At 48.1% G+C, this 19531-nt stretch carries 20 protein-coding genes and 1 riboswitch; all 20 genes read right to left on the bottom strand.

Annotation, left to right across the window (positions count from 1 at the left end; genetic code table 11):
* Nucleotides 1-830: 830 nt before the first annotated feature.
* On the bottom strand, nucleotides 831-1022 hold the full coding sequence (locus AC58QO_RS24235; protein ID WP_056609441.1) for a hypothetical protein: 192 nt from the start codon (nucleotides 1020-1022) through the stop codon (nucleotides 831-833).
* A gap of 171 nt (nucleotides 1023-1193) precedes the next feature.
* Nucleotides 1194-2369: a DNA sulfur modification protein DndB gene (locus tag AC58QO_RS24240; RefSeq protein ID WP_497270043.1), complete on the bottom strand. Its 1176-nt coding sequence runs from the start codon at nucleotides 2367-2369 to the stop codon at nucleotides 1194-1196.
* The gene (locus AC58QO_RS24245; RefSeq protein ID WP_497270045.1) at nucleotides 2369-3535 is read right to left on the bottom strand and encodes a DNA sulfur modification protein DndB; all 1167 of its coding nucleotides are present in this window, start codon (nucleotides 3533-3535) and stop codon (nucleotides 2369-2371) included. The genes AC58QO_RS24240 and AC58QO_RS24245 overlap by 1 nt, the downstream gene beginning before the upstream one ends.
* A gap of 90 nt (nucleotides 3536-3625) precedes the next feature.
* Nucleotides 3626-4801 (bottom strand): aminotransferase class I/II-fold pyridoxal phosphate-dependent enzyme, encoded by a 1176-nt coding sequence (locus tag AC58QO_RS24250; RefSeq protein WP_497270047.1) that lies wholly within the window; start codon nucleotides 4799-4801, stop codon nucleotides 3626-3628.
* Nucleotides 4802-4826: 25 nt separating this feature from the next.
* Nucleotides 4827-5927, bottom strand: coding sequence for a site-2 protease family protein (locus AC58QO_RS24255; RefSeq protein WP_497270048.1), 1101 nt, complete (start codon nucleotides 5925-5927; stop codon nucleotides 4827-4829).
* 7 nt (nucleotides 5928-5934) lie between these two features.
* Nucleotides 5935-6288: an arsenate reductase family protein gene (locus tag AC58QO_RS24260; protein WP_497270397.1), complete on the bottom strand. Its 354-nt coding sequence runs from the start codon at nucleotides 6286-6288 to the stop codon at nucleotides 5935-5937.
* A 136-nt stretch (nucleotides 6289-6424) separates the two neighbouring features.
* Entirely contained in the window at nucleotides 6425-7369 is a 945-nt protein-coding gene (locus AC58QO_RS24265; RefSeq protein ID WP_497270050.1) for an RluA family pseudouridine synthase, read from the bottom strand.
* A complete protein-coding gene (locus AC58QO_RS24270; RefSeq protein ID WP_497270052.1) occupies nucleotides 7366-7935 on the bottom strand; it encodes a cob(I)yrinic acid a,c-diamide adenosyltransferase in 570 nt (189 codons plus the stop codon). Before AC58QO_RS24270 ends, AC58QO_RS24265 begins: the two co-directional genes overlap by 4 nt.
* Before the next feature lies 1 nt (nucleotide 7936).
* Nucleotides 7937-9535: a cobyric acid synthase gene (locus AC58QO_RS24275; RefSeq protein WP_497270054.1), complete on the bottom strand. Its 1599-nt coding sequence runs from the start codon at nucleotides 9533-9535 to the stop codon at nucleotides 7937-7939.
* A complete protein-coding gene (gene cobD, locus AC58QO_RS24280) occupies nucleotides 9528-10634 on the bottom strand; it encodes a threonine-phosphate decarboxylase CobD (protein ID WP_497270056.1) in 1107 nt (368 codons plus the stop codon). The genes AC58QO_RS24275 and cobD overlap by 8 nt, the downstream gene beginning before the upstream one ends.
* Before the next feature lie 43 nt (nucleotides 10635-10677).
* Nucleotides 10678-11499 carry an adenosylcobinamide-GDP ribazoletransferase gene (gene cobS / locus AC58QO_RS24285; protein ID WP_497270058.1) on the bottom strand — a complete coding sequence of 274 codons (822 nt, stop codon included), beginning with the start codon at nucleotides 11497-11499 and terminating at the stop codon, nucleotides 10678-10680.
* Nucleotides 11475-12470 carry an adenosylcobinamide-phosphate synthase CbiB gene (cbiB, locus tag AC58QO_RS24290; RefSeq protein ID WP_497270060.1) on the bottom strand — a complete coding sequence of 332 codons (996 nt, stop codon included), beginning with the start codon at nucleotides 12468-12470 and terminating at the stop codon, nucleotides 11475-11477. Before cbiB ends, cobS begins: the two co-directional genes overlap by 25 nt.
* A 36-nt stretch (nucleotides 12471-12506) precedes the next feature.
* Complete coding sequence (gene cobU, locus AC58QO_RS24295) at nucleotides 12507-13067, bottom strand: bifunctional adenosylcobinamide kinase/adenosylcobinamide-phosphate guanylyltransferase (protein ID WP_497270062.1); 561 nt, start codon at nucleotides 13065-13067, stop codon at nucleotides 12507-12509.
* A 32-nt stretch (nucleotides 13068-13099) separates the two neighbouring features.
* Complete coding sequence (gene cobT / locus AC58QO_RS24300; RefSeq protein WP_497270064.1) at nucleotides 13100-14182, bottom strand: nicotinate-nucleotide--dimethylbenzimidazole phosphoribosyltransferase; 1083 nt, start codon at nucleotides 14180-14182, stop codon at nucleotides 13100-13102.
* A gap of 23 nt (nucleotides 14183-14205) precedes the next feature.
* On the bottom strand, nucleotides 14206-14982 hold the full coding sequence (locus tag AC58QO_RS24305; protein WP_497270065.1) for a heme ABC transporter ATP-binding protein: 777 nt from the start codon (nucleotides 14980-14982) through the stop codon (nucleotides 14206-14208).
* Between the two features lie 5 nt (nucleotides 14983-14987).
* Nucleotides 14988-16025, bottom strand: a complete 1038-nt coding sequence (locus AC58QO_RS24310) for a FecCD family ABC transporter permease (RefSeq protein ID WP_497270067.1) — start codon at nucleotides 16023-16025, stop codon at nucleotides 14988-14990.
* On the bottom strand, nucleotides 16025-17041 hold the full coding sequence (locus tag AC58QO_RS24315; protein WP_497270069.1) for an ABC transporter substrate-binding protein: 1017 nt from the start codon (nucleotides 17039-17041) through the stop codon (nucleotides 16025-16027). The genes AC58QO_RS24310 and AC58QO_RS24315 overlap by 1 nt, the downstream gene beginning before the upstream one ends.
* Nucleotides 17042-17206: 165 nt before the next feature.
* Nucleotides 17207-17359, bottom strand: a riboswitch (cobalamin riboswitch).
* A gap of 32 nt (nucleotides 17360-17391) precedes the next feature.
* Entirely contained in the window at nucleotides 17392-17919 is a 528-nt protein-coding gene (locus AC58QO_RS24320; protein WP_497270071.1) for a hypothetical protein, read from the bottom strand.
* 60 nt (nucleotides 17920-17979) lie between these two features.
* Nucleotides 17980-18237 (bottom strand): aspartyl-phosphate phosphatase Spo0E family protein, encoded by a 258-nt coding sequence (locus AC58QO_RS24325; protein WP_497270399.1) that lies wholly within the window; start codon nucleotides 18235-18237, stop codon nucleotides 17980-17982.
* A gap of 90 nt (nucleotides 18238-18327) precedes the next feature.
* Nucleotides 18328-19527: an aminotransferase class I/II-fold pyridoxal phosphate-dependent enzyme gene (locus AC58QO_RS24330; RefSeq protein ID WP_497270073.1), complete on the bottom strand. Its 1200-nt coding sequence runs from the start codon at nucleotides 19525-19527 to the stop codon at nucleotides 18328-18330.
* Between the last annotated feature and the right edge of the window lie 4 nt (nucleotides 19528-19531).

A 19531-nucleotide genomic window follows, 5' to 3' on the forward strand; every position in this document is an offset into this window, starting at 1 on the left:
TCGTCTCTTCATCCTATTCATTCTTGAACTATCGTTACTCTGCGTTGAGAGAAAGGTTTTATCGCAAAATTTTGTGCGCTTGCGGGCGACGGCCGACGGTTTCGCCTTCCTTGCGCACTATTTTTGTGCGCTAGCGTGCGACGGCCGGCGGAATCGCCTTCCTTGCGCACTATTTTTGTGCGCTAGCGGGCGACGGCCGACGGATTCGCCTTCCTTGCGCACTATTTTTGTGCGCTAACGGGCGACGGCCGGCGGAATCGCCTTCCTTGCGCACTATTTTTGTGCGCTAGCGGGCGACGGCCGACGGATTCGCTTTCCTTGCGCACTATTTTTGTGCGCTAGCGGGCGACGACCGGCGGAATCGCCTTCCTTGCGCACTATTTTTGTGCGCTAGCCGGCGACGGCCGACGGAATCGCCTTCCTTGCGCACTATTTTTGTGCGCTAGCGGGCGACGGCCGACGGAATCGCCTTCCTTGCGCACTATTTTTGTGCGCTAGCGGCCGACAGCCGGCGGAATCGCTTTCCTAGCGCACTATTTTTGTGCGCTAACGGGCGATGACCGGCGGATTCACCTCCTTGCGCACTATTTTTGTGCGCTAGCATGCGACTGCCGGCGGAATCGACTCCTTGCGCACTATTTTTGTGCGCTAGCGTGCGACGGGCTACCGGTTCGCTTTCCTTGCACGTACGGTAGGCGCAGAGCCTGCAAGACCGCCACGTTTAGAAGGGGCTCCTGCTCTTTGAATTTTATACGTTCTACTATGTTAAAAAAAAGCAAGAGAGCTCGTCCGCTCTCTTGCTTTTTTATTCTTTCATTTGGATACGATCATTAAGGAATATGAACAACAGCAATTTTATCAATTGGGAAATAGAATACAGTACCAGCACCATTTGCAATAACAACATTACCATTTTGGATACCTAGAAATCTACCTTGATGATTTGGTGTAGTGCCAGCATGAATCGTAATAACCGTACCAAGTCCAACATGAGCCAAAGTAGCGTATACGGAGCAACTCATTGTGTTTTCCTCCCTTCAAGCTTTATATGATATAGTATTCTAGCTTTCCGCTTTTGATATAGACGAATGAAGAGTTGAATGCGTATATTTTAAAAGACTACTATAGGAACACAAAAAAACCTTTCTATCTCTCAACTTCCATTGAGATAGAAAGGTTTCCCATATCTCCGCTTATGCGGAGGATACTTCTTCGGAATCGCTGGCTGAATCCGTGCCTTCAAGGAAGAATTGCACGAGCTTCACATGCTTTTTCAACGATTTTTCGTGAATAAGATTGATTTTGCCATTATCCAACGAGCCGAAAACATAGATTAACTCTTCATTGTCATGCGACCAATCAAAGCCATCTAACAGCTGTAGCGACTGCGTCCACTCTTCGTTATATTCGCCATTTGGGAATAAGAAACGATTCGCATACAGGGCAATACTCTCTTGAATCACACGATTCGCGGATGTATATTGCGCCAACCCTGGCTGTTCTGGCATCATTGGCAGGATCGTATTGAAAAACTGATGCAAGATTTCAACATACGTCGATGGATCATGACGAATTTTACGCTGCAGCTCGTAAGAAGGCTGCATTCTGCCTGAGAACAGCATTGTCGCGGTCGCATACAACCAGCTGAAACACGTAAAATTACGGTTAAAGGAGGTCAAATTACTGCGTCTCTCCACACCCGCTGCCTTCAGGTACACATTGTGATCCACAACTTGTTGAATGACCAAATTAAGCGGATCAATAGAGTCGAAGGAATGTCCGAGTTCCTTACTAACAAGCTGTACCTTGGAGTTGATGTCGCCGAATAGCTGCTGCTCTTCTTCTTCCGTCAAACCGATATAGATTTGCACAGCAAGCTGTGTTTCCATAAGGTCTAAGCGTCTTCCCTCAAGTTGATTAATCGTACCTTCGGTTTCCTCAACCTCTTGCTTAATCTCCGCATCATCACTAAACTTACGCTGCTTAATCTTGAGCAGAGCCAGCTTCTTCTCATAGCGTCGTACTTCCTTCTGCATCTGATCATTCACATAACCAAGAGCTAGAATACGATGTTGGCCATCAAGAATCGATAGCTTCGAGCCATGACGCAAGAGGAACTCCTTTGCCCCTTTGGAGAGCTGGTTCACCTCGCGCAGCGACAGCGTAACAGGACCGAAGAAGACATGGTCCAATTCACGTTCTTGCAAATAGGTTGAAATCTTCCGGCGCTGCATGTTACTTAGCTTCCGTTGAACCATAGGATCGATCATGGTATAGTTCAGCAGGTCCTGAACGCGTAAGGCAACAGTCGCTAGACCGAACCTTTCGCAGAAAGGATGGATGGTCATTTTTAGGCGTAATCCTTCCATTAGCTCACGTCCTCCTTATTGGCAAAACTAGCTTTGTAGGCTTCTGCGTCACTGATCAGGAAAGCATTTTGCTCTTGATAGAAGCTCTTAATATGATTGTAAGCCTTCATGATACGTGTACGTCTTGGCAAACGATCCTTCTCTTCTCCTGCGTAAATACTATTCCAATTTACATGCGGTAATATTTTCAAAGCATGCTCAAGCGCATAGCGATTGAAGCTGCCTGTTTTCGTTGCTTCTTCATGCATGAACAGAGCCAGCGCAATTTGGATATTCTCGGACCACACGATTTCACCCTTGGTCGGGGAAGGCAAATGTGTCAATAATCCGTTAAAATAACCGCCTGCTAGAGAGATTAGCTCCTGTAAATCTTTGTCGGCATATTGATAGTTGTTATTACGAGCGGCTGACTTCATACGCCCTTCAAACAGTCCCACTAGAATCTCAATTAACAAGTGGTAGGAGAACAAATACTCCGGCGATTTCCCGCGCTCTGAGAACATATCGACGGTCAGCTTCTGCATGGCAGGCGCTTTCGCCGCTAGTTCAGTCGCAGCCACATGATAGAACCGACGCTGATCACGTAGTACAGCCAAGTTACCTCCAAGTTTACGAGGAAGCTTGTTAATGTCGGAGAACAACTGACGCTCTTGACGCGCATTGATATCCAGGTACGTCATTGTTGAGATTGGGAAAGCATATAATCGGCGCAGCTTTTCCGTAATTTCTTCCATTTTGTCATATTCGCGACGATCTTTCGCACGTGCCATCTGACTTTGCAGCGTTTCCATAATTCGCTGGAAAGCAGCTAATCTATGCTGACCATCAACAACGTACAATTTCTCAATCGGTTGTAAACGAAGTGCCCCATGCTCCTCATCGTAATGCCCTGCACCTCTTGCTGAGAAAATAATGCCAGGGAAATAGATAGGTTGGCGATCCTCTAAATATAAATTCACATAGTCAATTAGCTTGGAGAGGTTACGTGGAATAATCGCACGTTGAACTTCTAAATCAACCTCAAAAATAGAAAATAGTTTGCTAATAGGTAATGTAGCAGCTATTGTCGCTTGCCCGAACGTCTGTCCTAAAATTCCGGGAATTTCTACGAACGATGACGGCTTCTGTTCAGCTAACAACTCTGATAGTGAAGAAATGGCATCCATATGCTTACCCCTTTCAACGTATAAATTTTCGTAAGACCTTACTTCTACATATGTCTCTCATTCTCCTATTTTTACCAATATCTCTAACTTTCATTCTAAGGATTGCAGCCAATCTCCTATACGCCTTGCTGCCTCAAGTAATCGAGCCTCATCTTGCACTAAAGCAATACGGACAAACCCTTCTCCTTCAGCGCCAAATGCATCGCCAGGAATAACAACAACACCTGTCTGGAATAACATTTCCCGGGAAATTTGTCGAGACGTCCAACCCTTGGGTATTGGAGCCCAAATAAACATCGTTGCTTTCGGTGGTGGAATGATCCAACCCGCATCATTTAATGCCGAAATAAATGCATTTCGTCGCTTCTCATAAATACTTGAGACAGTGTGATCGTTTTCCATGTCTTCTTCCAAAGCTGCAATACCTGCTGCCTGAATAGCTCCGAATACCCCATAATCAATATTCGATTTGAGCGTCTTGAGAGCCTTGACCGCATCTGCATGACCGGTTAAAAATGCGATGCGACAGCCTGCCATATTGAAGCTTTTGGATAAAGAATGGAATTCAACGGCAACCTCCTTAGCACCTTCAATTTCCAAAATGCTCATCGGCTTATAGCCATCAAAGGCCATTTCGGAATAGGCAAGATCGTGTACAACAAGCAAATCATGCTTCTTGGCATAGGAAATCAAATACTCAAAGAAAGCACGATCTGCAACAGCAGACAACGGATTGCTTGGATAGTTAAGCAGGATGAATTTCGCCTTAGCAGCCACGTCATCTGGGATGTCCTCTAATTGGGGTAAGAATTGATTAGCTGCACGCAGCGGAAGTAAGTAGGGCTCAACACCCGCCAACACGAGACTAGCCGAATATATGGGGTAACCTGGATCGGGGACAATAGCGACATCCCCAGGATCACAGAGTGAAAGCGCTAAGTGAGCAAGACCATCTTGTGAGCCCATCAAGGTCAAGATTTCAGTCTCAGCATTAAGCTCTACACCGAAACGATACTGATACCATTTGGCTACAGCTTCGCGAAACGCTAGGCTCCCTTCGGATGTGGGATAACCGTAATGAGATGGGGTACGAACGGCTTCCGCCATTGCGTCCAAAATTCGCTGTGATGGAGGGAGGTCAGGACTTCCTATACCTAAATCTATGACGTCCACCCCTTGGTTCATAACCTCTCTCTTCCATTCTGCTACTTTAGAAAAAATGGCTGAGCCCAGCTGTTGCAGCCGTCTAGATCCTTTAAATGTCATGGATAACTTCCTCATTATGTAATTGTCATGTAATAATGCCGACCTGATGAACGAGTCTAATCATATACAGCAAAAATAAGATTAATACCAAATACGAAATACCGAACTTCCAGCGTGTCTTGACTGGCACGTCATAATAGTTCTCCTGCAGCCCAAGAGGGGTATATTCCACTTGAACCTGAAGACCTAGGTGCAAGCCATCCTCTTTATTCATACGTTCCACTTTTACCAATTGGACTCTCCTGACGATCGCCTGTACAGGCAGATAAGCTTGCCCCTCAAATCCTATACCCTGCCAAGACATCGTCAAGGTTTGTCGGCCAGCGCCTGGGCCCTGTAGTTCCGAGTAAGTGATATAGTCCAAGTCACGCGTGTGACTCTCACCTGGGATCATATAGCCTTGCTGCAATAAATGATTGGCTGGAAATTCGAATCTTGTAGCGACAGTAACGCGCTCTTCTTTATGGCGATACCGCACATATTTCTTATACAAATCCCAAGCAAACATCGCCCAGATGATAAAGAAAATAACTTTACTCGAAAAATAGCTATCGATGTAAATAATAAATACGAGCCCGCCAATCAATCCAAGCAACCATAACCAACGTGTTACCGCAGTCGAGATTCGTCCGCCGTCCAAAGGATGAATAGGCAATAAATTGATTAGATTAAGGTAAAAAGCAGCATAGGCAACGGAAACGATTACAGCTGAATCGACATACATGCCAACGCCAAAAGCAGCAACGCCTCCGAGGGTGCCTAGAATAGGACCACCAATGCCGATAAAAGCTTCTGTTACCGCATCAGTTGGATGCTTCTTCATCGTGATCAAAGCACCAAGAAACGGGATGAAGACTGGCGCAGAAACCGGTAACCCTTTTATCTTCGCTGCAAGCACGTGGCCTAGCTCGTGAATCAGGATCATGAGTACGATCCCAATCGCGAATGGCAATGGCGCCAAATAGGCGTAAGCCCAGATCGTGATGAACATCGAAATGACGGCACCGCCAACTTTGCCAAACTTCAAAGCGGCAAGCAGCAGCTTGCCTTGTGATAAGAGGACAGCGATGAAACCGCCAATGGCTAGTGGTGACTTTTTGCGTGCTGGTTTCTGGTTGTCTCCCATGTACACATCACCCCTTCGCCCAAACTTCCTCAAATACTTCCTCTTTGAAGCCGACGGTCACTTTATGACCATCCGTTACAATAGGCCGCTTGATTAGTCGCCCATTGGAGGCTAGCAATTCAAGCATTTGTTCTTGTGACATGCTAGGCAGCTTGTCTTTTAAATTCATTTCTTTGTAGACTTCACCTGATGTATTGAAAAACTTCTTAATCTCAAATCCGCTTAACTTAAGCAATTCCGCTAGTTCAACTGCTGTAGGCGGTGTTTCAAATAAAGGGACTTGATCTGTAATTTCAACATCGTGCGCTTTCAGCCACTTTACTGTACTCCGGCACGTCCCACATTTATCGTAACCATACATTTTAACTCCCACGTTGTAATAACTCCTTTATGCTGTATGATGCTCTCATAAGAACTACTTAAAATTTTGGGCTAATTGCCAAGGAAAGTCAAGTAATTGCAAAGAAAAACCATCCAAAAATTGGAATGGCTTTTAATTATTTATCCTTATCGGTCAACCATTGCTCAAGTTCAGATAAATCTGCAGGTAAAGGTGCGTTAAATTCTGTCCATTCCCTTGTGCCTGGATGTATAAAGCCTAGTTTATACGCATGAAGCGCCTGACGATGTAACCGTCCGCTAGCTTCAAGTTCGACCGCATTAGCCTCGAACTGAGGCAATGTGTACATTTTATCCCCCAACAGCGGATGACCTAAGTGTCGCATATGGACACGGATTTGATGCGTACGCCCGGTTTCCAGCCAAATCCGGACAAGTGCGGCCTTTTCGAATTGTTTCACAACCTCGTAATGCGTCACCGCAGCATATCCATCAGGCCTAACGATGCGTACATGAGGCTGATCGTCATCACGATCAATGGGCTCATTGATTGTCCCAGCAGGGGAGGCTACTTGGCCCCAGACGAAGGCAAGGTATTCTTTTTTCACCTGATGCTGAATCATTTGCTCGGAAATTTGCTGATGCACATAAGGTGTTTTCGCGATGGCTAGAACGCCCGAGGTTTCTTGATCCAGTCGATGTACGGGTCGGAAACGGCACGTAATCCCCGCTTGCTGCCAATGGTACACGACACCATTCGCAATCGTATTCACATAATGACCATGGGTCGGATGGACGATGATGCCCGCATCCTTAGCCAGGATGAGCAGATGCTCATCTTCATGCAGAATGTGCAGCGGAAGATCCTGAGGCAGAATGTCCTCCGATTGCTCTTCCTCCATCCGAATTTCCACACGGTCGCCAGCCTTCACTTTGATATTAATGTACTGCCTCTCCCCGTTAACGGTAATCCCACGTTCCGTAAGTTTGATGCGGGATAACAATTTACGTGAGACCATCAACCTTTTTTGCAGCACCGTTTTGAGAATAAAGCCCTCTTCCTCTGGCGGAACAATGTATACTAATGGTTCATAATAGCTCATGATTTACGTTTAAACACCTCAGCGCTGCGTATATATTCCACATCTGCAATCCCCTCGCGGAAGTTCGCTGTGCGGGCAATCGTGAAGAAAAAGTCGGACAATCGATTTAAATAGCGGCGTACCTCGGGATTAATCTCCTGCGTGCGAGCGAGGGTTACGACCAAACGCTCTGCTCTTCGGCATACCGTACGACATACATGCAAAGTCGATGACACGGTCCCGCCACCTGGCAAAATAAAGCGCGTAATATCTGGCGTCTCTGCATCATATTTATCAATCCACGCCTCTAGGGCATCCACCATGTCAGCTGTTACTTTGTAAGGTCGTAGATCCTGCTTCAAAAGCGCAAGATCTGCACCGCAATCGAACAGTTCATGCTGAATCTGCAATAAATCAGGCAGTAAATCCGGATATTTCTGCGGATCCATGAAGCTCATCGCTTGACCTAGGAAGCTATTCAACTCATCGGTCGTCCCATAGGCTTCGACGCGATCATCATCTTTGTCCACTCGACCGCCGATCACGCTGGTTTGCCCAGCATCTCCCGTACGCGTATATATTTTCATCTCAGAACCCCTCCCGTTTCTTAGGATGTGTTACTCCCATCATCTCACAGATTCGCTCCATATCCAAGTGAGCTCTTACATGCTCAGCCAATCGATCAAACGCCGCTTCTCGGCGCTCTTTATATCGAAGTCCTTGTAAGACTGGGGCTAAGCCCTTATGTATGCGAATCTGATTTAGCCAAGCTTTACGAAAATCATCATTGTGCAAAATACCATGGATGTAGGTTCCCCATACACGTCCATTTAGGGTGACTGCTCCGTCCTGATGCATGGGAGTTTCGGCTTGTACGGAGGAAACTGCGTTGGTTTCAGCAATCTGGAATGGCGCATTGAAATCTTGCAGGCATTGCGTCCGCCCCATGTGGATTTCGTAGCCTTCAATGTTAAACGCATATCCTTCCATAGCGAAAAGCGTACTGACACCTTGTACCCGTACTGTTCGTTTATCCGGCGTAAACACAGTCTCCGTCGGCAGCAGGCCTAAACCTTCAAGCTCCGCATGCTCCGATTCGTACCGCCCAGGATCCGAAAGTGAGACACCTAGCATTTGATACCCCGCACAAATCCCAACGATCCAACCATCTTCCTCTTGAGCAAAAGAGATTAATCGGGCAGCTAACCCCGACTCCTTCAGGTAGCATAAGTCTTCCATCGTATTCTTACTTCCAGGAAGTAAGACCACATCTGGCTCTCCCCAGTCAGCAAGATGATCGATGTAACGGAAATATACGTCCGTTTCCTCTTCTAGAGGATCAAAATCCGTAAAGTTCGAAAGGCGAGGCAAGCGTATAACGGCGACGTCCAATTGATCGGATTTTTTCCCATGATTGTTCGAAGACCTCCTGCTTTGTGCCCGTTTGGAATCAAGTGAAGCTGAATCTTCGTCCTCAATACCCAGCTGCTGCAAATAGGGAATAACGCCGAGAACTGGCTTCCCTGTGCGCTCTTCCAACCAATCCAAGCCAGGCTTCAGCAAGCTGACATCCCCGCGAAATTTATTAATGATAAATCCTTGCACCCGATCTCGTTCTTCGGGAGTTAAGATTTCAAGCGTACCTACAATCGAAGCAAAAACCCCGCCACGGTCAATATCAGCAACCAGCAGAACCGGTGAATCTGCCCAACCAGCCAGTCGCATATTGACGATGTCGCGATCCTTCAGATTGACCTCAGCCGGGCTTCCTGCACCTTCCAGAACAACAATATCATATTCGCTGCGCAAGCGTTCTAATGCATCTTTCACGATCGCTTCCGCTCGTGGCAAGTAAGATTCTCTATACGTTCTAGCATCCAAATCTGCATAAGGCTTACCATGAACAACAACTTGGGCGACCATGTCTTGCTTAGGCTTGAGCAGAATCGGGTTCATGTCTGTCGTGGCGATAATTCGGCAAGCATCTGCTTGCACGCCTTGCGCTCTGCCAATCTCTTTGCCATCGAACGTAATGTAGGAGTTGAGGGACATATTTTGTGATTTAAAAGGGGCCGTCAGCCAGCCGTCCTGAACAAAAATACGGCACAGAGCCGCCGTAAGAATGCTTTTGCCAACATCGGAAGCTGTGCCTTGAATCATAAGAACCGCTGACTTCGATTCACGCATGGTCTGCACCTCCATTCCTAGATAAGTCGTTCATCATTATTGCTAAGGCTTGGAGTAAACGCTCGTTGTCCTCCCGAAGTCGTATCGCTACGCGACAATACCGTTCATTCAGCCCTTCAAATAACGAAGCATCCCGAATCAGAATCCCTTGATGGCCCATATGGAGTTGAGCTTGCTTAACACTTATCCCACTCGACATAGGAAATGAAAACAACACAAAATTCACATCACTCGGGACAACTTCTAACCCTAATTGACTCAGCTGCTCCATAAACCAAGGCTTCTCCACGCTCAACCACTGCCTGCTGGACTGTTCAAAGGCCTCATCCTCTAGAACTGCTGAGCCAATTCGCTGTGCGAGGTAATTCACACTCCACTGTACCTGTTGCTGTCGCAGTTGCTGAATGAGTTCAGGGTGAGCCACCATAAAGCCTAAACGAATACCAGGGATCGAGTAAAACTTCGTCATGGAGCGGATCACGACGAGATCATGACTTGTAGAAGCAAGCTTGAGAAGCGAATGCTCCGCCTCCTGAGGAACAAAATCCATAAAAGCCTCATCAAGTACAAGCTTACGCCGACTCTGGAGCAAACTGTTTAACACATGGCGAGGAAGTAGTTTACCCGTGGGATTGTTAGGGTGTCCGAGGAAAAACAAGTCAACAGCTGGTAATGCTGCTTCGATGTCAGGCCATTGCAGCACAAATTGATGTTGAGGATGTAACGGGATGTTGATTAGACCACCACCCGTTTTGTGTACCGCTTCTTCATATTCGCTAAAAGAGGGCCTTGCAAGGCCAGTCGTTCTTGGCTTCAACACTCGAATGATCAAATCAATCAGCTCTGCTGCACCGTTGCCAACTAAAATACTTTCGGGATCGATCTCGTATTTCAGTGATAGCTTCTGGCGAAGTTCACGTACAGCAGGATCTGGGTATTTGACGATATCACGCCAGCCCGCTGCTAGAATCTCCTTCACCACTTCAGGAGGCCCCAGAGGATTCATATTAGAGCTGTAATCAAGAAACTGCTCCTTCGGCCGATGAAAAGCTTCCTCCGCCGTCCACAGATCGCCCCCGTGTCCATAACGCTCTAACATATGGGTCATTCCTTTCACGAATAGATTACAGACAGAGCCTACCCTACATGCCAATGATGATGATGACTGCAAGTAAAAGCACGCTTTCCAGCAGCTCGTTTAAAGCACCATAGGTATCTCCGGTAAGTCCGCCTAGTTTGCTGCTGATGTAAGCGGCGATGCCTGCCCCTGCAAGAATCGTAACGACAGTGAAGCCTAAGACGATACTCCAACTCGGCAACGATGTTGGGTTAACGAAGTAAACGATTAACGTAGTAGTTAACAGGGCTACTATTAGGGAAAGAGTGACATGCCTGTTGTTTACGCCACGGAACAGGCTGCCTAAACCAGAACTCGGTCGTGCGTATGGCCAATTCTTTATTGCCGCAACCATGAACCACCGACTCCAAATCGGGATGATGGCCAGCAGGACTAGTAGACTACCTCGTTCACCTGAAGGATTAGTATCCAGCATCGTATATAGCAAAGAACATTTTAGTAATAAATGAAGAACACATACGATAACGCCCATTGCACCAACGCGGCTATCCTTCATAATCTCAAGCATTTGCTCGCGAGGCCTGTGACTGAGAATGCCATCTGCTGTATCCATCAGACCATCCAGATGCAGTCCGCCTGTGAGAACCACCCAAAGTGTGAGGAGTAAGACAGCTGCTGGCATGGTCGGTAACACGTGGGAGAGGCCTTCTCCTGCCAATAGGAGAAGCAGTCCGATCACGAAGCCGACGAAGGGATAAAAGACCGAGCTGCGCTGAAATACGCGCTCTGTATAGTTAATCTGTACCGGGATCGGCAGACGAGTCAGAAATTGAAAGGCGGCTAGGCCGGCTCCTAGCCAATCTACCAAAGCACGAGTATGACGCACAGGAGTCCTCCCATCACTAGAAAACTGACGCCGTATAGCATGCTCACGGCGTGCACAATATCCCGCTGCGTCCGCGGACGCAGCGGCCAGCCCAGGCGGGCGCGCTCACTCGCAGCGCCGCCATAGAGATTCAGCCCGCCAAGCTCGATCCCGAGTGCCCCGGCTACCGCCGACTCCGGGATCCCGCTGTTCGGGCTGGGGTGTAGATGCGCGAAGCGGCGAATCGCCGCCGCTGCGCGTGGAGCTGAGAGGCCCGGCTTCGCCAGGGCCACGAGGATCAGCAGGATCCCGGTGAGCCGCGCCGGGATCCAGTTCATGGCGTCGTCCCAGCGGGCCGACGCGGTGCCGAAATGACGGTATCTGTCATTTCGGTAGCCAACCATCGAATCCAGCGTATTCGATGCACGGTACAGCATTGCGAGCGGCGCCCCGCCGATGAGCGCGTAGAACAAGGGCGCGATGACCGCGTCCACGATGTTCTCCGCGACCGTCTCCACGACGGCTCGCGTGAGCTCCTCCTCGTGGAGCGCATCCGTATCCCGGCCTACGATATAGCCGGTGTACTTGCGAGCATCCGCGAGATTGCCTTCGCGCAGCGGATTGTAGACCAGATACGCGGCATCCTTCAGACCTTTGACCGCCACAGTTGTGGAGATCAGCCAAGTGGAAACGACATATCCAAGCCAACGATGAATATCGTTAGCAAAATGTACCAGCACAAGAACCACAACAAAGCTCAGTGTGATTGTGGAAAGAGTGAGCAGTACGCCTTTCATTTGCAGCCATTTAGGGTGCTTACCTACTAGCATACTCGTTGTCTCTCTTGGGTGCAGCCTGTCCTCCACCCAGCGAATCCAACGTCCCATGATTATTACGGGATGAGTGGGCCATTTTGGATCACCAATCATCCAATCCAAAGCTATCGCAGAAGCCGTCATCCAGACGATTTCCTGCCAAGTGTATATCCACATAAGGGCTTCACCATTCCGTACTTACTTCAAGCTCTATTAGTCTAAAACATAAGCTCTACTCTTGAGTTCTATCGGGATACCTGCCGTAACCAGGAACACTTGCTGACAAACTTCAGCCACGCGTTGATTCATCCGACCGGCCAAATCTCGAAATTGACGCCCTAGCGGGTATTCCGGCACAATGCCGTCACCCACTTCATTCGTAACCAGGATGAGTTGTCCACTGTAGGAGGACACGGCTTCCACGAGCTCATCCAGTTGCTTCGTTACAAGCTGAACGGCGTCACTAGCTGCTTCGTAATGAAGCAGCCAATTCGTCAGCCACAGGGTCAGGCAGTCGACTAACACCACAGCCCCCTCGCCGCTCTCGTGCAGCTGCTCGAGGCAAGCCCGCAGCGCATACGGCTCCTCTCGGGTTTCCCAAGGGAACCCCGAGAGGAGCCTTTGCTGCTGGTGCAGCCCCACACGCTCCCTCATTTCCTCATCGTAGATGTGGGAGGTCGCGATGTACACCCCCTGCTTGCTGCGATGCATCGCCAGCTTCTCCGCGAAGGAGCTCTTGCCGCTGCGCGCGCCGCCCGTTACCAGAACCGCCATGGCGCCCTCGCCTCCTTCTCTGCTTCTTCTCGTTACCCTCGCGATACGCCTGCGCTTTCGAACGTCGCCATTTCCTTCATGATCTTGCCTGCGGCATCGATCAAGTTGAATACAAGTACAGCTCCCGTACCTTCGCCGAGCCGCATATCCATCTGCAGCATCGCTGCGAGGCCAACCGACTCGAGCAGCTTCGTATGCCCCTGCTCCTGCGATAAGTGCGAGGCGAGCATGTAGGACGCGCTTAGCGGAGCTAATCGGCTCGCCACGAGCGCCGCTGTCGACGAGATGAAGCCGTCGACAACAACCGGGCAGCGATGCTTCGCTGCGCCCAAGATCACCCCAACGAGTCCGGCGATCTCTAATCCGCCGACCTTGCTTAACACCTCAAGCGCGTATTCGGCGGTTGAGCCATCCTTCGCACTTGCACCCGCCCCGCGCAATCCATTCACATCCAGCGCTGTATTCACAACCGACTGCTTATGCAGCCAAGTCGCATCGTCGATGCCCGTTCCACGGCCCACAGCAAGGCCTGTGTCTAACCCCGTCAACGCGCACAAAATCGCTGCGCTTGCCGTTGTATTGCCAATCCCCATTTCACCCGTGGCGAAAAGTCGGTAGCCTTTTGCCACCAAATCGTCCACGATCTCGCTCCCTGCTAGTATCGCCTGAATCGTCTCATCCAGCGTAAGAGCCGCTTCCTTCGCCATGTTGCGCGTGCCCATTCTTACTTTGCGCGAGACGAGATTCGGATGCTCCAGCTCCGCATTGACCCCCATATCCACACAAACCACATCAGCACCGGCATGTCTAGCCAGCACATTAACAGCAGCACCGCCATACAGGAAATTGAGCACCATTTGCGGTGTCACTGCCGCTGGGAAGGCACTAATGCCTTCCTCACAAACACCATGATCACCAGCCATGACAATAACCGCTTTTTTATCAAAAGTCGGCATCACTTCTCCTGTTATTCCTGCAACTTGGCGAGCGATATCCTCCAGCTTTCCTAAGCTGCCTTGCGGCTTGGTCAATTGGTTCAAATGATCGTTGGCTTGATGCGCCACCTCATGATGGATAGGTTCAATCGTGTTAATCAAGGTATGTAATCTGTTCATCCTTATCATCCTCCGGTATTCAATTATTTCCCAGGCTGTAAGATAATCTGCGGCACTTCACTTACGGGGTGCTTCAATACAATCGGCTCTGTCCCGTACACTTCTGCAATTCGTTCACTCGTTATGATTTCTTCTGGCGTTCCAATGGCGGTTACCCGCCCCTCATGTACGATCATCAATCGCGTGCAGTATTGCGCCGCCAAATTCAAGTCATGCAGCACAGCTACGACCGTAAGCGCCGACTCCTGCTGCCAATTTCGAATATAATCCATCATTTGAATTTGATAGCCGATATCTAGAAAGGTGGTTGGCTCATCCAACATAAGCAAGCTCGGCTGCTGCGCCATCACTTTAGCTAGTGCAACACGCTGACGCTCTCCTCCGCTTAAACGCTCAATTGTTCGATCTACGAGCGCTTCTAGTTCAAGCTTTGTAATAATCGCATCTATCAGTCCATCTGCTTCCTTCGAATCCTCGCCAAGCCAACTTTGGAACGGATATCGCCCCATCTCAATGACTTCACGAACCGTAAATCCAACGGGGGGCAAAGCATCCTGCTGAAGAACTGCGAGCCATTTGGCCAGCTCCTTTCGCGAATACGAAGATACCTTCTGACCCTTTAAAAGCACACTGCCCTTCAAAACAGGATCCATGCCTGATAAAAGTCGCAGCAAAGTAGATTTACCGCTGCCATTGGGACCAATAATCCCGAAGAACTCCCCCTGCTGAACCTCAAAACTTATCTGATCCAAGACTTGTTGTTCCTGAAAACTCTGAAAGAGCTGCTCCACTTTAATCATCGTTATCAACCTCTTAACGTTTTCTTATCTTTATGGAGCAGGTAAGCAAAAAACGGTGCACCTAGAAACGCCGTGATAACCCCTAACGGAATTTCCGTAGGACTAAGCAGCGTGCGAGCTAGGGTGTCTGCCCATAATACATAAATCCCCCCGCCAATCGCGGATAAGGGAATAATCAATCGATAATCTGGACCAACCAGCAGACGCACTAAGTGCGGTACGATCAGTCCAACGAAGCCGATAACCCCTGCCACAGATACAGCAGCTGCAGTAATCAACGTAGAAGCGATCAACACAATTAACTTCGTACGCTCCACATGAACGCCAAGATGAGCAGCTTGGCGCTCGCCCAATGCAAGCAGATTTAACGATCTCGCATAGCTTAGAAGAATGACTAGGCCGATCAAGAGATATGGTGAAATCATATACGTATATGACCATCCTCGCATCGCTAGACTGCCCATCAGCCAAAAAATAATCTCATTAATCGTTTGATTCGAAATGGATACCAAGAACGATACGAACGCGCCTAGGAATGCTTGCATCACGACGCCGGATAAAATCAGCGTTTCCATCTTCAGTTTCCCTTCAATCATGGCCAGCTTCAAGACCAAGAACAAGGAAGTTAACCCCGTCACGAAAGCTACAATCGGGATCGACCATTGTCCGAACCAGGCCAATTGCAGCCCAAAATAGATAAGAAATGCAGCACCTACCGATGCCCCTGATGAGACACCAAGCGAGTAAGGATCGGCGAGCGGATTGCGCAGAACCCCTTGGAATCCAGCGCCAGCTATGGAGAGCACGGCCCCAACAAGAATACCCAGCAGCACACGCGGGATTCGTACTTTATTCATAATTTGTTCGGATGACTGCGGCCAGTTCACCTCGATGTGACTTCCTATCCAAGGCAGATGCTTTGCCAGTATCCCCACAATATGCGAAATAGGAAGCTGAGCTGAACCTATGGATAAACTCACAACAATAGAAAGAAGAAGGAGTATAACGCCTACTCCTCCTCCTAGCATCAATTTTCTTTTCATTATTTCACCAGTTCAGGATAGATGCCTTTCGCCATTTCCAATAAACCATCCGTCAATCTCGGACCTGGGCGGCTTACCAAGTTTTGGTCGAGCCCTATCACACGTTTATTTTTCACGGCATCAATGGCATCCCACCCACCGCGCGTACGAATGATTTCTTCTAACGGCTTCTTGCTCTTGAAGTCCACAATCCCATTTGCGAATAAAATGACATTTGGATTCTGTTGAATGATCTTTTCTTCGCTGATTTCGTACCAACCTGCTTTATCGTTAGCAACGTTGATGCCACCTGCGATATTGATCAATTCATCCATGAATTCTCCGCTTCCCACAGTCCAGCCTGGTGCAAATTCCATATATACTTTTTTCTTATTGGGCTGCTTCACGTCTTTCACAGCATCGACGACCTTCTGACGATCTGCTTTCATTTTAGTGACAACCTTTTCCGCTTGCTCCTGATGATCCGTAATGAGTCCGAAGGTTTGAATGTTATTAATGGCATCATCTAACGTTTTGGGCTCAACTTTAAACACATTAATGTTCAATGCACGAAGCTTCTCTACGGATTCTGCACTCATGGAAACACCAGTGAACACAAGATTGGCATTGGAAGCAATAACGGCCTCCATATTGGGTTTGGTGATGCTGCCTAGCTTCGGCTTCGATTTAGCCGCTTCTGGATAATCATCGAAGTCAGATACGCCCACAATATTCGCTTCTAGTCCAATTGCAAATAGTGCTTCTGTCTCTGACGGGGAGACCGATGCTATACGTTCTGGGGCTTTGTCGAAAGTAAATTCTTTACCTGTTGCATCCTTCACTTTCAATGGGTATGTCGTTTTCTTCGCTGCGGCAGGCGCTGAAGATGTAGTCGTGGTTGGTGCCTTCGTCCCCTCACCGCCAAGTTTCGATGGATCCGAGATTTCTGTTTCCTTTTTGGCACATGCTGCTAAAGAAATCGCTGTTGCAACCGCTAATGTGAGAATAAGACCTTTCTTGATCCTGCTTTGTGTCATCAAATAAACCCTCTTTCTTCTTCATTCATTTTCGTTTTCGTTTCCATGCCAATTGAAAAAAGTCCCCTTGTTCACTAGGAACAAGGGGACGATAAATCGCGGTATTGGGCAACGGACCTACGTACGCTGCTTCCTGATTTAACGCGATCCTTTTCCTCGAAGGATGTTGTAACGGCATCATAGGCAGGTATCCTGACTCTCCAGACTTTCGCAAGACTGGATTACAGTGGCGGGACCGTGCCGGATTTGAACCGGCTTCCCCTAAACGAATAACCTTCCATTCGGAAGCTTATTCGTACCTATGATTGCAAATTATACGATCAAGCTATTTGTCGATTATAGACGTTCTCTTACTTTTGCGCAATGATTTTGATGACTTTCAAAGCCTCGTCCATTTTCGGAGCATTCTGAGGAATGAACGCGTACAAACCTTTGCCTTCATAGCCTTGCTCTTTCATCCATTTATTCCCTGTAAGCGGAATACCATATAGATGCTTCTCTGCGGACTTGCCTTCTTCTTTGATTTCGATAACCCCATCAGGGTAATCTGCCGGATTAATCGTGTTGTCTAATGAAACGAATCCCGCTTGGTTACTCAAGCCTTTGAACTGTTCTTCTCCCAAGATGAAGATCCCATTCCCACCAGCAGCCAGCTCGACAATCATTTTTTCCATTGAAAAAATAGGGGATGTATTCAGCTTCACAGTAGGCAATTCGCCTACCTTAGCTTTCAAGGAAACTTCCATCTTCTCTGCCGCTTCACTTGGAAAACCATTAGGTCCCATAATAAATACGGAAACATCTGCTTTCGGTCCACCACATGCAGTAAGCGCCAGCATCATGCCTAACAATACAACGAATAGCCATTTCGCCTTCATGTAAGTATTTCCCTCCGTCGTGTACTCTCTCTTATCGATAGTCGCCAGAAAAGTCGGTTTTCACCGACTTTTCTTTCCAGATGTCATATATTCATTTATTTTTTGATCCAGCATCGTGCTTAATTCAACAACTTCATCAGATGTCATTTCTCTGCCTTCCATGACCATCTGTTCCATTTTACGGCGCAATGTGTTGATCTCTTCTTCTAGTAAAGTTAGGGAATTTTGCTTCTTGGCATGTCTGGTCAGCCAACGCTGTCCGAACTCTTGCTCACGAATTTGAAATTGCTTCTGAAAGTTAGTAAGCTGATATTCCATAAAAGCCACGCTCATCCCTCCTCACTATAAGAATACCAGTTTTAATCGCCTATGAATATATGAATTTGTTACAAAAATATATTGCAAAAGTTATAATTTCCTTAAAAAATTACCAATTCTTTCTAGTGCTTCGTTAAGTTGGGAAACGCTGTAAGCATATGAGCAACGCAGGAAACCTTCCCCGCCTAATCCAAATACATCCCCAGGCACAGCAGCAACTTTTGACTCGTATAAGAGACGCTGTGCAAACTCATCGGAGGTTAATCCTGTAGCCACAATACTTGGGAACGCGTAGAATGCGCCCTGTGGTTCATGGCATTCAAGTCCTACCTCACGGAAGCCTCTAACAACCAATCGTCTCCGTTGATTGTAAGATTCGATCATGCGATCTTTCTCTTCCAATCCATTCGTCAACGCTTCATGTGCAGCTACTTGGCCCATGACTGGCGCGCACATGACCGTATACTGGTGAATCTTGGTCATCGCCGAGATTAGCTCTCGGTGACCGCAAGCATACCCCATCCGCCAGCCTGTCATGGCAAAAGCCTTGGAGAATCCGCTAACGAGAATCGTCCGATCCTGCATCCCTGGAACCGCGGCGAAACTCACATGCTTCTGACCGTACGTTAACTCTGCATAAATCTCATCGGAAATGACGATCAGATCGTGCTCTTCGACAACTTTGGCAATCGGCAGCCAGTCCTCATAAGTCATTATGCCGCCTGTTGGATTGCTTGGGTAGCAAAGAATCAAAATTTTGGAACGTGGCGTAATCGCATCACGAAGTGCCTTTTCCGTTAGCTTGAATTGATCCTTGGCGAACGTTTCGATACCAACTGGCACACCGCCACTAATGGCTGTGATTGGCGAGTAGGAAATATAACAAGGCTCCGGAATCAGAATTTCGTCCCCCGGTGTAATCAGTGAGCGCAGCGCCAAATCGATAGCCTCACTGCCGCCAACCGTCACGAGCACTTCATTCGATGGCTCATATTTGACCTTAAACGATGTATACAAATAGTTCGCAATGGCTTCGCGGAGCTCAGGGATACCAGAGTTTGGCGTATATTTGGTTCTGCCGCGCTCCAAGGAATGAACAGCAGCTTCGCGAACGTGCCATGGTGTGGAGAAATCCGGTTCACCAACACCCAGGGAGATAATATCCTCTTTGCTATTGCTTACAAGATCAAAAAATTTACGAATGCCTGAAGGCTTCATTTCACGTACAGCAGGAGCGAGGTAGTCCTGCATGGATTTTTTACTTGTTTGAATAGTCTCATCCTTGATCATACGC

The organism is Paenibacillus sp. J31R30 (genome assembly GCF_059692115.1).

Coding starts and splice junctions, on each gene's coding strand:
- AC58QO_RS24315 (WP_497270069.1), bottom strand. CDS start 17,041: ATGACACAAAGCAGGATCAAGAAAGGTCTTATTCTCACATTAGCGGTT.
- cbiB (WP_497270060.1), bottom strand. CDS start 12,470: ATGTGGATATACACTTGGCAGGAAATCGTCTGGATGACGGCTTCTGCG.
- cobU (WP_497270062.1), bottom strand. CDS start 13,067: ATGGCGGTTCTGGTAACGGGCGGCGCGCGCAGCGGCAAGAGCTCCTTC.
- AC58QO_RS24325 (WP_497270399.1), bottom strand. CDS start 18,237: ATGGAATATCAGCTTACTAACTTTCAGAAGCAATTTCAAATTCGTGAG.
- AC58QO_RS24305 (WP_497270065.1), bottom strand. CDS start 14,982: ATGATTAAAGTGGAGCAGCTCTTTCAGAGTTTTCAGGAACAACAAGTC.
- AC58QO_RS24275 (WP_497270054.1), bottom strand. CDS start 9,535: ATGCGTGAATCGAAGTCAGCGGTTCTTATGATTCAAGGCACAGCTTCC.
- AC58QO_RS24270 (WP_497270052.1), bottom strand. CDS start 7,935: ATGAAAATATATACGCGTACGGGAGATGCTGGGCAAACCAGCGTGATC.
- AC58QO_RS24330 (WP_497270073.1), bottom strand. CDS start 19,527: ATGATCAAGGATGAGACTATTCAAACAAGTAAAAAATCCATGCAGGAC.
- AC58QO_RS24260 (WP_497270397.1), bottom strand. CDS start 6,288: ATGTATGGTTACGATAAATGTGGGACGTGCCGGAGTACAGTAAAGTGG.
- cobD (WP_497270056.1), bottom strand. CDS start 10,634: ATGTTAGAGCGTTATGGACACGGGGGCGATCTGTGGACGGCGGAGGAA.
- cobT (WP_497270064.1), bottom strand. CDS start 14,182: ATGAACAGATTACATACCTTGATTAACACGATTGAACCTATCCATCAT.
- AC58QO_RS24250 (WP_497270047.1), bottom strand. CDS start 4,801: ATGACATTTAAAGGATCTAGACGGCTGCAACAGCTGGGCTCAGCCATT.
- AC58QO_RS24235 (WP_056609441.1), bottom strand. CDS start 1,022: ATGAGTTGCTCCGTATACGCTACTTTGGCTCATGTTGGACTTGGTACG.
- AC58QO_RS24320 (WP_497270071.1), bottom strand. CDS start 17,919: ATGAAGGCGAAATGGCTATTCGTTGTATTGTTAGGCATGATGCTGGCG.
- AC58QO_RS24255 (WP_497270048.1), bottom strand. CDS start 5,927: ATGGGAGACAACCAGAAACCAGCACGCAAAAAGTCACCACTAGCCATT.
- AC58QO_RS24310 (WP_497270067.1), bottom strand. CDS start 16,025: ATGAAAAGAAAATTGATGCTAGGAGGAGGAGTAGGCGTTATACTCCTT.
- AC58QO_RS24240 (WP_497270043.1), bottom strand. CDS start 2,369: ATGGAAGGATTACGCCTAAAAATGACCATCCATCCTTTCTGCGAAAGG.
- AC58QO_RS24265 (WP_497270050.1), bottom strand. CDS start 7,369: ATGAGCTATTATGAACCATTAGTATACATTGTTCCGCCAGAGGAAGAG.
- AC58QO_RS24245 (WP_497270045.1), bottom strand. CDS start 3,535: ATGGATGCCATTTCTTCACTATCAGAGTTGTTAGCTGAACAGAAGCCG.